The 16,421-nt window shown below is 28.4% G+C and carries 8 protein-coding genes and 1 riboswitch; all 8 genes read left to right on the forward strand.

The window, feature by feature from the left end:
- The first annotated feature begins 85 nt into the window (after positions 1–85).
- The 8 genes from NT01CX_RS02375 to NT01CX_RS02410 all read left to right on the forward strand — a co-directional run bounded on the left by NT01CX_RS02375 (position 86) and on the right by NT01CX_RS02410 (position 16,398).
- Positions 86–1,387 (forward strand): M18 family aminopeptidase, encoded by a 1,302-nt coding sequence (locus tag NT01CX_RS02375; RefSeq protein ID WP_011721437.1) that lies wholly within the window; start codon positions 86–88, stop codon positions 1,385–1,387.
- Positions 1,388–1,575: 188 nt separating this feature from the next.
- Positions 1,576–2,754, forward strand: a complete 1,179-nt coding sequence (locus NT01CX_RS02380) for a polysaccharide deacetylase family protein (RefSeq protein ID WP_011721438.1) — start codon at positions 1,576–1,578, stop codon at positions 2,752–2,754.
- A gap of 128 nt (positions 2,755–2,882) precedes the next feature.
- A complete protein-coding gene (locus NT01CX_RS02385; protein ID WP_011721439.1) occupies positions 2,883–3,551 on the forward strand; it encodes an FRG domain-containing protein in 669 nt (222 codons plus the stop codon).
- A 134-nt stretch (positions 3,552–3,685) separates the two neighbouring features.
- Positions 3,686–5,155 (forward strand): methyl-accepting chemotaxis protein, encoded by a 1,470-nt coding sequence (locus tag NT01CX_RS02390; RefSeq protein ID WP_011721440.1) that lies wholly within the window; start codon positions 3,686–3,688, stop codon positions 5,153–5,155.
- 69 nt (positions 5,156–5,224) lie between these two features.
- Positions 5,225–5,428, forward strand: a complete 204-nt coding sequence (locus tag NT01CX_RS02395; protein WP_011721441.1) for a DUF4250 domain-containing protein — start codon at positions 5,225–5,227, stop codon at positions 5,426–5,428.
- 24 nt (positions 5,429–5,452) lie between these two features.
- Entirely contained in the window at positions 5,453–5,923 is a 471-nt protein-coding gene (locus NT01CX_RS02400; RefSeq protein WP_011721442.1) for a metallophosphoesterase family protein, read from the forward strand.
- Between the two features lie 81 nt (positions 5,924–6,004).
- A riboswitch (Lysine riboswitch) is annotated at positions 6,005–6,178 on the forward strand.
- Between the two features lie 146 nt (positions 6,179–6,324).
- Positions 6,325–7,623, forward strand: a complete 1,299-nt coding sequence (gene lysA / locus NT01CX_RS02405) for a diaminopimelate decarboxylase (protein ID WP_011721443.1) — start codon at positions 6,325–6,327, stop codon at positions 7,621–7,623.
- Positions 7,624–7,812: 189 nt separating this feature from the next.
- A complete protein-coding gene (locus NT01CX_RS02410) occupies positions 7,813–16,398 on the forward strand; it encodes a GH36-type glycosyl hydrolase domain-containing protein (protein ID WP_011721444.1) in 8,586 nt (2,861 codons plus the stop codon).
- Positions 16,399–16,421 lie beyond the last annotated feature (23 nt).

A 16,421-nucleotide genomic window follows, 5' to 3' on the forward strand; every position in this document is an offset into this window, starting at 1 on the left:
GTATACTTAATTATGAAGAATTAGTAAATATTAAATTTATATAATTGATATAATTAAATTTTGCATAATATGGGAGGAAATCTTTATGAAGAATAAAATAAAATTTGCAAATGAACTTTTAGATTTTATATATAAAAGTCCAACAGCTTTTCATGCAGTGGATACTATAAAGAAAGTTCTTAATAAAGAGGGATTTAGTGAATTAAAAGAATGTGAAAAATGGAATATTGAAAAAGGTAAAAAATATTATATGACAAAAAATGATTCAGCTATAGTTGCTTTTGTTGTTGGAAATGGAGAAGTTCATGAAGATGGATTTAAAATAATAGGAGCGCATACAGATTCTCCTACATTTAGAATAAAACCAAATCCAGAAATGACATCAGAACAAAGTTATATAAAGCTTAATACAGAAGTGTATGGAGGACCTATTCTAAATACATGGATTGATAGACCACTAGCTGTTGCAGGTAGAGTAACATTAAAGGGAGAAAATATATTATTTCCTGAAACTAAATTAGTTAATATTAATAAACCTATAATGATAATTCCTAATTTAGCTATTCATATGAACAGAAATATAAATCAAGGAATAGAGCTAAATAGACAAGTAGATACACTTCCGATTTTAGGACTTATAAATGATAAATTTGAAAAGAATGATTATCTTTTAAAGGCAATTGCAAAGGAACTAGATGTTGATTATAAAGAAATTATTGATTTTGATTTATTCTTATACGAATATGAAAAAGGAAGCATTATTGGAATAGAAAATGAATTTGTATCATCAGGAAGATTAGATGATTTAGAAGCAGTGCATGCTGCATTAGAAGGCTTAACTCAGTCTAATGTTTCAAAGGCAACTAATGTTTTAGTTTGTTTTGATAACGAAGAAGTTGGAAGTTCTACAAAACAAGGTGCAGATTCTAATATGTTAGCTAATGTACTAGAAAGAATAGTGATTTCTTTAAATGGAGATCGTGAAGATTTTTTTAGAGCATTATCAAAATCTTTTATAATATCATCAGATTCAGCTCATGCTGTACATCCTAATAAGGGAGAAAAGTGTGATCCAACTAATAGACCAAAATTAAATAAAGGACCGGCTATAAAAATAGCAGCAAGCCAAAGCTACACATCAGATAGTAATTCATCTTCAGTATTTAAAGCTTTGTGCAGTAAAGCAGATGTTCCAGTTCAAGAATTTGTAAATCGTTCTGATGAAAGAGGAGGTTCTACTATAGGACCAATATCTTCAACTCATTTAAATATAAGATCAGTTGATATTGGAACACCACTCTTAGCTATGCATTCTATAAGAGAACTTTGTGGAGTAGATGACCATTATTATGGAATGAAAGTTTTTAAAGAATTTTATAATTTATAAATAATAAGATTAGGGGTTATAAAAAACTACTTTAAATTATGATTCTTAAATTAAAGTAGTTTTTTTATAAGCTAATATATAATAAAAAAATTCAAACAATTTAAAAAGTCACAAATTTGTAAACAATTTATGAATTGTATAGAGTAATATTTTATTTAGTAATTTAACTAATAGCTGGAGGTATACAGGTGAAAAATAATAAATTAATAAAAATTATTATTCCAATAGTAATTTTAGTAGCTTTTTTAAGTGGTATTAAATTGTACAAGCTAATAAATAATGAAAAAAGCATAGCTGCAAATAAGTTTGAAAAGAATATAGGGGTTACAAAAGATATAGACAGTGAAAAGGGTCTAAAGAATAAAAAGGATAATAAAAATGTTGAGATGGAGCAATATAATGGGGTTATTGAACATGTATTTTTTCATCCTTTAATTTTGGACAATTATGAAGCTTTTCACGGTCCTAAGTGGCAAACTGATGATATGGATGATTGGTTTGTAACTGTAGATGAATTTAAGAATATTTTAAATGCTATATATGAAAAAGGTTATGTATTAGTTGATCCTAATAAACTTTACGAGAAGTATCAAAAGGATGGAAAAGAATTATTAAGAAGAAAATCTTTAATGATACCAAAAGGAAAGAAACCATTAATTTTATCAATAGATGACTTATCGTACAATGAAGGAATGAGAAAAGCAACTGCCCTAAAACTTATAATAGATGATAAGGGAGATCTTGCAACATATAGAAAAGATAAGAGTGGTAAAGTACAAATAGGATATAATGAAACAGTAATAATAATAGATGACTTTATAAAAACACATCCGGACTTTTCTTTAGATGGTACTAAAGGAGTAATAGCTTTAACTGGTTATGAAGGTGTTTTTGGATATAGAACAGAAAGAACATCTCCTAATCGTGAATCTGAAATAGCAGAAGCTAAAAAAGTTGCTAATAAATTAAAAGAAAATGGATGGAGTTTTGCAAGTCATAGTTATGGACATAATCCACACGATAAGGTTTCAGCTGAAAAATTAAAAATTGATGCTGATCATTGGGAAAATGAGGTCAAAAATGTAGTTGGAGATACTCAAATTTACATATATCCTCATGGGGATAGTATAAAAGAAAACGGTGAAAAGTTTAAATATCTTAGATCAAAGGGATTTAATTTATTTTATTCTGTAGACAGTGCATCAACAGAGATAATGTCTAAAAATATACCTGTTGTACATGGTGGAAGATTGGCTATAGATGGAGTAAGTATGAGAAATAGAAGAAGCAAGTTTTTAAAGTTCTTTGACGCAAAAGAAGTGCTAGATTTAAAATCTAGACCAAATAGGCCATATAAATTTCAATAATTTCATTAAAACCTTTTAAATAATTATTTATTATTAAAAGGTTTTTTTATTAATATAATACATAAAAAAAACACATCATAATCAAGTATAGGTAAATTATAAGTTTATAAATGATGTGAGGTAATAGTATGAAAGAAGTTAAAATAGAAAATTTTCAGCAATTACATAGTGCATTATTAAAATATAAAAATGATGACAAATGGATATTTAGAGGACAGGGTAAAGCATCATGGAAGCTAGTACCTAAGGCTGGAAGGATGCCCTATAATAAATCAAACGATGAAAAATTTTTTAAGGAGTGGAAAAGGGGTGCTACAGAATTTATAGATACTGGCAAATATGATGATTGGAATTTACTTGCTATAGCACAACATTACGGATTTGCAACTAGATTTTTAGACTGGACACATAATCCATTAATTGCAGCTTATTTTGCTGTAAATAAATATTATGATTCAGATGCTGTAATATATGCATATTTTGATCCTAAAACAATTGTGCCAAAAGAAAATAGATTGTTTAAAAATAAGGGGATAAGTAAGTTTGTACCTAATGGAGATATTCAAAGAATAGTAAGACAGTGTGCTATATTTACAGTCCATGGCCCTGCTAATTTAAGTTTAGAAAAAAATATAAGTGATAATTGTATACTAGAAAGAATTATTATCGATAAAACATATAGGAAAGAATTATTATTTGATTTGTCCTATTATGGAATTAATAGGTTGTCATTATTTCCTGATTTAGATGGATTGAGTGCATATATAAATTGGCATATGAGGAGTATAAATCAATAAAAGGTAAAAATTATAAAAAGGTATTCTTTAATTACGTAAAAGGTTGTATAATGTAAAAGAAAACATATTTTTTTAATAAAAATTATGGCTAGATAAAATATTGCATTAAATTATTTTTAATAGGGGGAAGTGGAATGGAGGACTTGGGGTTAATTTATCAACAAAACAAGTTATTAGTTAAACTATTATGGCCATCTTTATTTGCAGCATCAATTTTATTTTATGTGTTACAATTGCCTATTGTACATATAGCTACATTAATTATTTTGGGGATTATAATATGTAGTATTATGACAATATTAACATTGAAAAGAGTATTTATAGTGCAAACTATGTATATATTTATTGTAGGAATGACAATATTTTTATATGTATTGTTTAAATATATACCATTTGCATCTATGTATACATGTATATTTTTTTTCATGATGTTAATTTTTTTATATCAAAATATAAAAGCTACAATTACTACTGGCATTTTAGTTTTGTTATTGAATAACTATTTATATTTTGTAGACAAAGTTGATTTTATTGTTAGAGAATCAAGTAAAGGAATTATCATATATAATTTTATGATAGTAATAATATTAGCTTTATTAATTATACAAGAGACATTTAGTAATAAATTAAGAAAATCTAATAATGATTCTCAAAAGAATGCTTTAGAAGCTAAAAAACAAGTAGAATTAATTTTAGAGAAGGTAAAGAATTCAGTAATAGAATTTATGGAGTTTAATGAAAATTTAAAAGGAAATATAAATTACACACAGGAAACATCAAAAAAATTAACTGAAATTTTTAATGAAATTGCAGAGAGTATAGAATCTCAAGCAAATAGTATTAATGAGATAAATAATTCGGTTATAGATAGTGGACATCAAATGAATACCCTTGTAAATGCATCAAGTGTAATGAATGATACATCTAAGTCCACTATGAATTCTGTAAAAGAAGGAATTGAAGAAGTAGATATGCTATCTAAAAAAATGATAGAAGTAAAAGGAATAATGGATGTTACAAAGGATAATACTAAAAGATTAAAAGATAATACCATAAAAATAGGAGATATATTAAGTATAATTAATGATTTAGCATCACAAACAAATTTACTTGCATTAAATGCTGCAATAGAAGCTGCAAGAGCTGGAGAGCAAGGTAAAGGATTTGCCGTTGTTGCAGAAGAAATAAGAAAACTTGCTGAACACTCAAGTAATTCTGTTCAAGAAATAGGAGATATACTACAAAATATACAAGTACAAGCTAAAGACACTGATTCTTCTGCAAATTCTGCTCAAGATATATTGTCGGTAAATTTGGAATCATTAAAGAATGTTCAAGCTACTTTTAATAATATAAATATTAGTATTGAAAGTTTAGCTAATGAAACAAGTACAGTAAATGATTTTATAAAACAAATCAATGAAACATCAGTGAATATAAGCAAAGAAATATCAAATATGTCAGCTATCACTGAGGAAAATACATCAGCTGTAGAAGATACATTAAATTCAGTAAGACAACAAAATGAATCTATTAATATAGTTATAGATAACTATGGTGAATTTAATGAGGCAATTAAAAATCTGCAAAAGTTATTTTCTTAGTAAAAACTTATTAACATGTAATATATAAGGTATAATATAAATTAAAGGGTAAATTTATATTAAAAGTAGGTGAGAGTTTTGAATAGAGATAGAGTAATGAAAATGGATCCGTATATGTTATTAAGCATAATTAATATGAAATTAAGAGATCAATTTAGTAGTTTAGATGATTTATGTGAGGATTTTGAAGTTACTGTAGAAGAACTTAAAAATAAGCTCAATAATGTAGGCTATAAATACCAATCAGAAACCAATCAATTTGTGGCTAATTAATATATTTTTAAGGAGAAACTTTTAATGAACAAATATAAAATAGGAGTAATTTCAGATACTCACGGATTATTAAGACCAGAAGTTTTAAAAGTATTTAATGGAGTGGACTTTATTATCCATGCAGGAGATGTAGGCGATTCATCTATAATACAAGAACTGAGAAAAATCGCTCCTGTCACAGTGGTTAGAGGAAATTGTGATAATGGAGAACTTGGATATATATTAAAAAGAACAGAAGTGTTAGAAGTTGGAGATATAAATATATATGTATTACATAATCTAGATGAATTAGATTTAGAGCCTAAAGAAGCTGGATTTAATGTTGTAATTAGTGGACATTCTCATAAATCTTGTGAAAAAACAATTGATGATGTATTATACTTTAATCCAGGAAGTGCAGGTCCACGTAGATTTAAATTACCAATTTCACTTGGCATATTAAATTTAGATGAAAAAAACATAAATCCAGAAATAATTGAAATTCCATTTAAATAAATTATTGCATAGTTTCAACTTTTATGTTAGACTATGAATAATTTAAATGAATGAAATTAAAAAATAAAATAAAAATTAGTTACCTAAGGTAGAGGTGCTGTAATTAAGAGTATTTACTAGTAGTCGGCAGATTAAGATAAGTAAAAAAAGGGATTACAGCCGAAGATAATCAAATTGGCAAATTTATTATCTGGCGTTATGCATAATATGTATGACGCTGTCATGTTGTTATTAATATGGAGAGCTACAAGGTTACACTAAGTTCGGAGTATAAAATATTGCGATCAGGGTGTTCCTTGACGCAATATTTTTTTATATAATGAATGGTAACATTTTTTAACAGGGGCAGAAATTATTAGAGAAAACTTAAACATTGAAATTAATAAATGGGGGCATATAAGATGAGATTATTTGGAACTATGGAAGTTATGGATAATGAATTATATATAGGGGGAGTAGGTACAAGAGAATTAGCAAGTGAATTTAAAACTCCTTTATATGTAATGGACGAAGAACTAATTAGAGAAAATTGCAGACGATACCGTGAAAACTTCAAAGGAAATAATGAAGTGAATAAAGTTGCATATGCAGGGAAAGCCTTTTTAACAATAGCAATGTGTCAACTTATTAATGAGGAAGGTATGTGTCTAGATGTAGTATCTGGTGGGGAATTATATACTGCATATAAAAGTGAATTTCCTATGGAAAAGATATATTTCCACGGAAATAATAAAACTTTAGAAGAAATTGACATGGGTGTTAGACTTGGAGTTGGAAGATTTGTTGCTGATAATTTTTATGAAATAGAGAATATAAATAAAATAGCTAAAAAATATGATAAAGTTCAAAAGATACTTTTAAGAATTACTCCAGGAATAGAAGCTCATACTCATGATTATATAAAAACTGGACAAATAGATTCAAAATTTGGATTTACTTTGCTTCAAAATCAAACATTAAAAGCTGTTGAAATGGCAAATAAATTTTCCAATATAGAATTTGTAGGTTTTCATTGTCATATAGGTTCTCAAATATTTGAGATAGAGCCATATAGAGATGAAGTTAGAATAATGCTAGCATTAATAAAAGAAGTGAAAGAAAAGCTAGGATGCACAATAAAAGAATTAGACCTTGGTGGAGGATTTGGAATTTACTATGGAAAAGGAGATTCTCCTAAAAAGATTGAAGATTTTTGTAGTGCTATTTTAGAAGAAGCTGTTAAAGTTTCTAAAGAATTAGATATAGAATTACCTTCATTAGTTATAGAACCGGGTAGATCAATTGTTGGAAATGCAGGAACTACCCTTTACACAGTAGGGTCTATAAAAGAAATACCTGAAATAAGAAAGTATGTTTCTGTTGATGGTGGAATGACTGATAATATAAGACCAGCACTTTATAGAGCTAGTTATGAATGTTTAGTTGCCAATAACGTAAAAGCTAAATCGAAAGAAAAGGTAACAATATCAGGTAAGTGTTGTGAATCAGGGGATATTTTACTTGAAAATGTTAAAGTGTCTCATGCAGAAAGTGGAGATATTTTAGCTGTATTAACAACAGGAGCTTACGGATATTCTATGTCTAGTAACTATAATAAGATACCAAGACCAGCAGTGGTTTTTGTAAATAGAGGACAAAGTAAACTAATTTGCAAGAGACAATCTTATGAAGATTTAGTATCAGGTGAATTAGAACTTTAAATATATAAATAAGTTATTCAAATTTAAAATATATTATATACATTTAAGAAAAGAACACCTAAAAATTAAGGGGTTCTTTTCTTCTTTTATTTTTTGTTTAAATATAGGGAAGATTGGGAATAATATTTAGGTAAAATGAAGTTAATTTGTAGAAATTATAATGTAAAAATCGTAGAGGAGTGACTTTAAATGCTTTATATCAGTATAGGGATTTTATTTATATTGCTCGCTATATTTGTAGGTATAAAGGGAAATAATTGCAGAAAAAATAGTGAAGAAAATATATTAGAAGATATTCCAGCTATAAATATAAGTAAAGAAGAACTAAAAAAACATGCCTTAGAAATAGCCAATTATTCAACTAAAGGCAATAGTAATTGTAGAAAGAAATTAATAAAAAGCTTAGATAAAAGCTATAAGAAAATATTAGATGGACATGAATACATAGATAAAACCCTTAAAGAAAAAAAAGAAGTAACTCCAGCTTCAGAATGGCTTTTGGACAATTTATATTTAATAGAAAAAGAGTATAAACATATAAAATATAATATGCCAAAGTCTTATTATAAGGATCTTCCTGTAATAGATAGAGGTATTATGAAAGGTTATCCTAGAATTTATCATATAGCAGTAGAAATAGTATCTCATATAAATTCTAAAATAGATGAGAGTATCATAGAAGAAGTTATAGGTGCATACCAAACAAATACTATTTTAACTAGTGGGGAACTTTGGGCTTTACCAATAATGCTTAGAATAGCTTTGATACAAAATATAAGTAAAATAACAAATAACTTGGTTTTTTATTCTAAAGAAAGAATTAAAGCTGACAATATAGCAGATAGAATAATAAGCGCTGTACATAGTAAAAATTCATATATAGAAATAGAAAATATAACTAAAGAAGATATAAACTTTACCACACAGTTTACGGAAAGATTATTAAAGATTTTAAGAGACAATGGAATAGATAATAAAGCTATATATGATTGGATATTTGATAAATTAGAAGTAGAAAATAATAACTTTGAAAAAATAATAAATTCTGAGCATTTAAAACAGGCATCTCAACAAATTGCCATGGGAAATAGTATAAATTCTATTAGAGAAATTGATGGATTGAGTTGGAAAGAACTTTTTGAAAAAATGAGTTTTGTTGAAAAATATTTAAGAAAAGATCCAACAAATATATATTCAAATATGGATTTTGAATCAAGAGATTATTATAGACATAAAGTTGAAAAATTAGCTAAAAGTTTAAATAAATCTGAAGTATTTATAGTGAAAAAAGCTATAGAGTGTGCAGAAGAAGCTGATAGCGTAAAAGGAGAAGAATACAGAAAACACGTAGGATACTATCTTATAGACAAGGGAGTAGTGACACTAAAAAGAAAAATATTTCAACGTAAAAAGCTTAGTGGATCTTTTAATGATAATTTAAGAGAAAGTGCATTTGGAGCTTATATAGGAACAATAATATTTGGAACTATATTTTTTATCGGAGTATTTTTATGTTTAAGTTATGCCAATGACACCAATAGAATGTTGTGGAGATATATAGTTGCAACATTAGTTTTAGTGGTGCCTTGTAGTGAAATTGTAATTTCTGTTTTGAATTGGATTATAACAAATATACTTGATCCTAAATTTATTCCTAAACTAGATTTAAGACATGGTATTGGAGCAGAAAATAGAACTGTAGTAGTTATTCCAACAATTATCAATAATGCAAAAAGAGCCGAAGAGTTAGTTTCAAATATGGAAGTTTATTATTTAGCAAATAGAGATGAAAATTTATATTTTGCTATTTTAAGTGATTTTAAGGATAGTCACAAAGAAATAGAAGATAATGATAATAAAATAGTTGATGTAGCCTTAGAAGCCGTTAAGAAGTTAAATAAAAAATATGCAAAGGATAGAGATGATATATTCTATTTTTTTAGCAGAAGTAGAAAATTTAATGAAAAGGAAGGTAAATGGTTAGGCTGGGAAAGAAAAAGAGGAAAACTTGTTGAGTTTAATCATTTGCTTAGAGGGGATAAAAGCACAAGCTATAACGTTATAAGTTCTAATATAGATGAACTTTGTAAGGCTAAATATATAATAACTTTAGATTCAGATACAAAACTGCCTAGAGATAGTGCTAGAAAATTAATAGGAGCTATGAGCCATATTTTAAATATAGCTCATATAAATAAAGATAAAAAGAAAGTTGTTCGTGGGTATGGAATAATGCAACCAAGAGTAGCTATTGATACTGTAAGCAGTAATAAAACAATCTTTTCTAAAATATTTTCAGGAGAAGCAGGTATAGATACCTATAGTACGGCGGTTTCAGATGTGTATCAAGATGTCTTTGGAGAAGGTATTTTTACAGGAAAGGGAATTTATAATATAGATGTATTTAACTATATGTTAGAAGATGAGATACCTGAAAACTCTGTATTAAGCCATGATTTACTTGAAGGATCTTATGTTAGAACTGCTCTTATAACAGATGTGGAAGTTATTGATGGATATCCTGCTTATTTTAATTCAAGTAGTAAAAGACTTCATCGTTGGGTTAGAGGAGATTGGCAACTACTACCTTGGTTTAAGAAAAAAAGATCTATTAATGGATTGTCTAAATGGAAGATGCTAGACAATCTAAGAAGAAGTTTACTTACTCCATCTATAATTTTGCTTAGTGCATTCTCGTATAACATTTTGCCAGATGGAACAGATAAATGGATAGTTGCAGCTATCTTATCACTTATAACTCCATTAATCTTTGACATTACAGAGAATTTAGCAATGCCCATAAGAGGAATTAGTTTATCGGGAAAAATAAATACAGGAAAAACATTAATAGAGCAAATATTTCTTATTGTTTGTTTCTTACCGTTTAATGCGTATTTGATGGTGGATGCTATTATAAGAACTTTATATAGAGTGTTTTTTAGCAAAAAAAATTTATTGCAGTGGCAAACAGCAGATGATGCTGAAAGAACTTCAGGAAAAACATTAAGTAACTATATTTCATTTATGTGGCAAGGAAGCTTAATTGCATTAATTATACTTTATCTAGCTTTTATGGATAGTAGAAATAATGGAATACTTATGATTCCAATAGCAACATTATGGATTTTAAGTCCTATAATTGCATGGTATATAGGACGGGAAAATGATAATAAGACATATAATATATCTCCTGATGATGAAAATATGTTAAGAAGATTGGCAAGAGAAACTTGGGGATATTTTGATGACTTTGTTAATGAAGAAAACAATTGGTTAGCTCCAGATAACTATCAAGTTAAGCCATATAGGGGAGTGGCAAATAGAACTTCTCCTACAAACATTGGTATGGGATTTACATCAAGTTTAGCAGCATATGATTTTGGATATATTGATATGACAGAAAGTGTAGATAGAATATCTAAAATTATGGAGAGTTTAGAGAGTTTAGAAAAATATAAAGGTCATTTATATAACTGGTATGACACTTTAACTAAAGCTCCATTAATGCCTAGATATATTTCAACTGTAGATAGTGGTAATTTAGCTGCGTATATGTGGGTTTTAGAAGAAAGTTTAAAAGAATATTTAAATTCCTCATATTTAAATTCATCAGTAAAAAAAGGAATATGTGATACTTTAGAACTTGCAAATGAAGAAGTTCATTTAAAACTCGGTATAAATGATTTTTATGTTGATGATATAAATAATATAAAAGAAAGTGACTTTAGCTTAAAATTTTGGATTGAATTCTTAAAAAACATAGCTAAAAAGTTTGTAATAATTGAAGAAAGTGCAAATGATACTGAACTTTACTGGAATAGTAAACTTAAACAGGATGTAAAAAGATATTACTATAATGTGCAAAAAAACTTTGGATGGATAGAAGAAATAGAAGATAATAGTGTAGATAAGATTGTGTTTAATATATCAATAAAAAATGTGAATAAATTTTTAGATAAATTTATTAGTGAAAATAACAATATTGAAGAAGATACACTAAAATCAATAGAAGAAACTAAAGAAACTATCCACATTTTAATAGATGAAATTAATAATTTAATAAAAAAATGTGAAGTGTTTGTGCAAAACATGGATTTTAAGATGTTATATGATGAAAAAAGAGGATTGTTTTCTATTGGATATGATATAGAAAATCAATCATTATCTAACAGTTATTATGATTTATTAGCTTCAGAGGCAAGGCAAGCAAGTTTTGTTGCCATAGCTAAAGGAGAAGTAGAAACAACACATTGGTTTAAATTAGGTAGAGCTATGGCGGCTATAGGAATGAATAAAGGGCTTGTATCTTGGACTGGAACTATGTTTGAGTATTTGATGCCATTACTTATTATGAAGCCTTACCCAAATACTCTTTTAGATGAAACTTATAAGTCCATTGTAGCTGGGCAAAAGAGATATGGAAGAATAAAAAAGGTTCCTTGGGGTATTTCAGAGTCAGCATATAGAGCCTTTGATGTAAGTATGAATTATCAATATAAGGCATTTGGAATACCAGGTATTGGTCTTAAAAGAGGACTTAAAGATGAGCTTGTAATTTCACCATATTCTACAATTATGGCACTACAAGTAGATTTAGATAGTTCAATTGAAAATATTAATAGATTAATTAATAATGGGCTAGAGGGAAGATACGGCTTATATGAAGCAATAGATTATACAAAAGATAGACTTCCGAGAAATGTTGAAAGTGGAATTGTAAAATGTTTTATGATTCACCATGAGGGGATGAGTTTAATGTCTTTAGATAATGTATTAAATGATAATATTTTTAGAAAGAGATTTCATAATAGTCCTAAAGTAAAAGCTACAGAAGTATTATTAGAAGAAAAAGTTCCGAACAAAATTGTATATGAAAGACAACAGAAGTTTGAGGCTACAGAAAATGACCATGAAAAAACTCATATTATAGCTAGAGGATATAGGACGTCTAAAACTAATATTCCAAAGATACAATTAATGTCTAATGGAAGTTATTCTTCTATGATAACAGCTAGTGGTAGTGGATATGGAAAAAGAGAAGATATGACCATATACAGATGGAAAAGGGATAATACTTTAGATTTAGGAGGAATGTTCTTTTATATAAAAGATGTAAAGACAAATGAATTTTGGAGTGCCACATATGAACCATGCAAACAGGATAATGATTCATATGAGGTTATATTTTCACAGTATAAAGCTGAGTTTAAAAAATCTCAAAATGATATAACATCTAATGTTGAAGTTACTGTATCTAGTGAGGACAATGCGGAAGTTAGAAGAATTTCATTAACTAATAACTCTAATGAAGACAAAATAATAGAAATAACATCTTACTGTGAAGTTACTTTAGCACCATTTGATGCTGATGTAGTTCATCCGGCATTTAGTAATTTATTTATAAGAACTGAATTTTTAAATGATTTAGAATGTGTAATTGCAAATAGAAGACCAAGAGCAAAAGGGCAGAAAAAGCCACATGTACTTCAATGCGTTTGTATTGAAGGGGAAGATATGGAGATGGCTCAATATGAGACTAGTAGAGTTAACTTTATTGGAAGAGATAGAGATTTAATTAGTCCTTTAGCTATGGAACATAATATGGCTCTTAAAAACAGTGAGGGAGCTGTTTTAGATCCAATAATAAGTATTAGAAAAAGAGTGAAAATTGCTCCAGGAGAGACTTGTAAAATAGCATATACTACTGCTGTAGTTGATTCTCGTGATGATGCAATAGAAATAGCTAAAAAGTATAGAGAATTTGCAAATATAGATAGAGCATTTGAATTATCACGAAGTCAAACCATTGTGGATATGAGATATTTAGGATTAAAGTCTCCACAGGCAAATTTATATCAGGATATGGCATCAAAAATCTTGTTTATAAGTGATTCTTACAAAGAAAGAGAAGAATATATAAAGAATATTACAAGAGGACAACAAGCTTTATGGAAATATGGTATATCCGGAGATTTGCCTATTGTTCTTGTTGTTATAAAAGACGAAGAAGAAATAGATTTAATTCGCCAAGTATTAAATGCTCATGAGTATATAAGAAGGAAAGGATTAAAGTTTGATCTTGTTATTTTAAATATGCAAGATATAGCATACATCCAACCACTACAAGATAATATAAGAGATTTAATAGCAGCTAGTTATGCTCGAGATAAAGAAAATATAAGTGGGGGAGTATTTTTAAATAATAAGTCCTCAATGGAAAAGGAAGATATCGATCTTTTAATGGCAATATCAGCTCTTGTTTTAGAAGGAGAAAAGGGATTATTATCTAAACAAATTCAAACAGAAGAGTTAGATAAAGAACAATTAGAAAAACTTAATGTTTCTAAGAAAGATTACAATTATAGTTTTGATGATTTTGATATAAACAAATTAGAATACTATAACGATATAGGTGGATTCGATTTAGAAAATGATGAGTATGTTATTGTTTTAAAAGACGAAAAAACAACACCAGCACCATGGGTAAATGTTATAGCAAATGAGAACTTTGGTTTCTTAGTTTCAGCTAGTGGTTCGCCATATACTTGGTATAAAAATAGTAGAGAAAATAAAATAACTACATGGTCAAATGATTGGATTACAGACCCACCGGCAGAAGTTATTTATGTAAGAGATGAGGATACGGGAGAAGTTTGGAGTATTACACCAGAACCTATTAGAGAAAATGGAGAGTATGTAATACATCATGGATTTGGATATTCAAAATTCCAGCATCAATCACATGGAATTGTAGGTAATATAAATATGTTTGTGCCTATGAATGAAAATGTTAAGATATGTGAAGTTGATTTAAAAAATATTTGTGATGTTGATAGAAATTTATCTTTAACATACTATGCTCAACTAGTATTAGGTGTTGTACCTCAAAAAACAGATATTCATGTTGTAACTTATCTAAATGAAGAAAAGAAGTATATTTATGCTAGAAATCCATACAGTGATTCTTTTGGAAATTTAACAGCTTATCTAAAAATTATAGGTGGAAGTGAAGAAAGCTTTACTGGTGATAGAAGTGAATTTATAGGAAAAGGGGAATCTCTTAAAAATCCGAAAGCACTAGAAAATATAAGACTTTCAAATAGTGTTGGTGCTGGAATGGATCCTTGTTTTGGAGAAAATTCTAAGTTTACCATAAAAGCTGGAGAAGATAAAAAACTACTTATAATTCTTGGAGAAGATGAAAATATAGAAGCTATAGAAAAAATCGTAGATAAATATGAGGATATAAGTAAAGCTACAGAAGAGCTTCAAAATAGCAAAAGTTATTGGAGAAAGTCTCTTCATACAATTAAAGTAAAAACTCCTGATGAAACTATGGATTTAATGTTAAATGGGTGGTTATTATATCAAACTATAAGTTGTAGAATATGGGCTAGAAGTGCATTTTATCAATCAGGAGGAGCATTTGGATTTAGAGACCAACTTCAAGATGTAATGGCAGCAGGGTATGTAAATCCTAAGTTTATGAGAGATCACATTTTATATAGTGCCACAAGGCAATTTGTAGAAGGAGATGTTCAACACTGGTGGCATCCAGTAGTAGATAGTGGTATTAGAACTAGATTTTCTGATGACCTTTTATGGTTACCTTATGTTACAGTGGATTATATAAAGAGAACAGGAGATTACAGTATATTGGATGAAGAAGTGGGATATCTTGAAGATAGACCACTAGAAGATGGAGAAGATGAAAGATATACTGTATCTCAAAAATCTGATAAAAAAGGAACCATATATGAACATTGTATAAAAGCCATAGAAAGAGGATTAAAGTTTGGTCCTCATAATATACCATTAATGGGTTCTGGAGATTGGAATGATGGTATGAGTGAAGTAGGAAACAAGGGTACAGGTGAAAGTGTATGGCTTGGATGGTTTTTATATAGTATATTAGACGGATTCAAAGAAATCAGTAAAGTTAGAAATGATGAAGAGAAAGCTAATAGATATGAGGAAATGCAAGAATTTTTAAAGGAAAATCTAAATGAAAATGCTTGGGATGGAAAATGGTATAGAAGAGCTTATTTCGATAATGGAATTCCATTAGGATCTATTGAAAATGATGAATGTAAAATAGATTCTTTAGCTCAATCATGGGCTGTTATATCAGGAGCAGGAAATGAAGATAAAGTTAAAATTGCAATGGAATCTTTAGAAAAATATCTAGTTAAGAAGGATACAGGAATGGTGCTTTTATTAACTCCACCATTTGAAAGTAGTAAATTAGAACCTGGGTATATTAAAGGATATGTACCAGGAGTTAGAGAAAATGGAGGACAGTATACTCACGCTTCAACTTGGGTTGTGCTTGCAATGGCAATGTTAGGAGAAGGAGATAAGGCATGGAGAGTATTTAATATGCTAAATCCTATAAATCATACTAAGTCTTATTTTGAATGTGAAAGATATAAAGTAGAGCCATATGTAATAGCAGCAGATATATATGGAAGAGAGCCATATGTAGGTAGAGGCGGATGGAGTTGGTATACAGGTGCTGCTGGATGGATGTATAGAGTAGCAATAGAGGGTATATTAGGACTTAAATTCAAAGGAAAAGAAGGCTTTGTTGTAGAGCCTAACGTACCACATAGCTGGGAATCCTTCCAAATAGAATATAATAAGGATAATTGCAAATATATTATAGACATAACTAGAGGAGATACTAAAAAGGTCATAGTGGATAATAAAGAATTAGGAAACAACATAATACCTTTAATGGAAAGTGGAGTGCATAACGTAAAAGTTATAATATAAATAAAAATATAACGGTCAAAGGT

The organism is Clostridium novyi NT, from assembly GCF_000014125.1.
Lineage (GTDB): Bacteria > Bacillota > Clostridia > Clostridiales > Clostridiaceae > Clostridium_H > Clostridium_H novyi.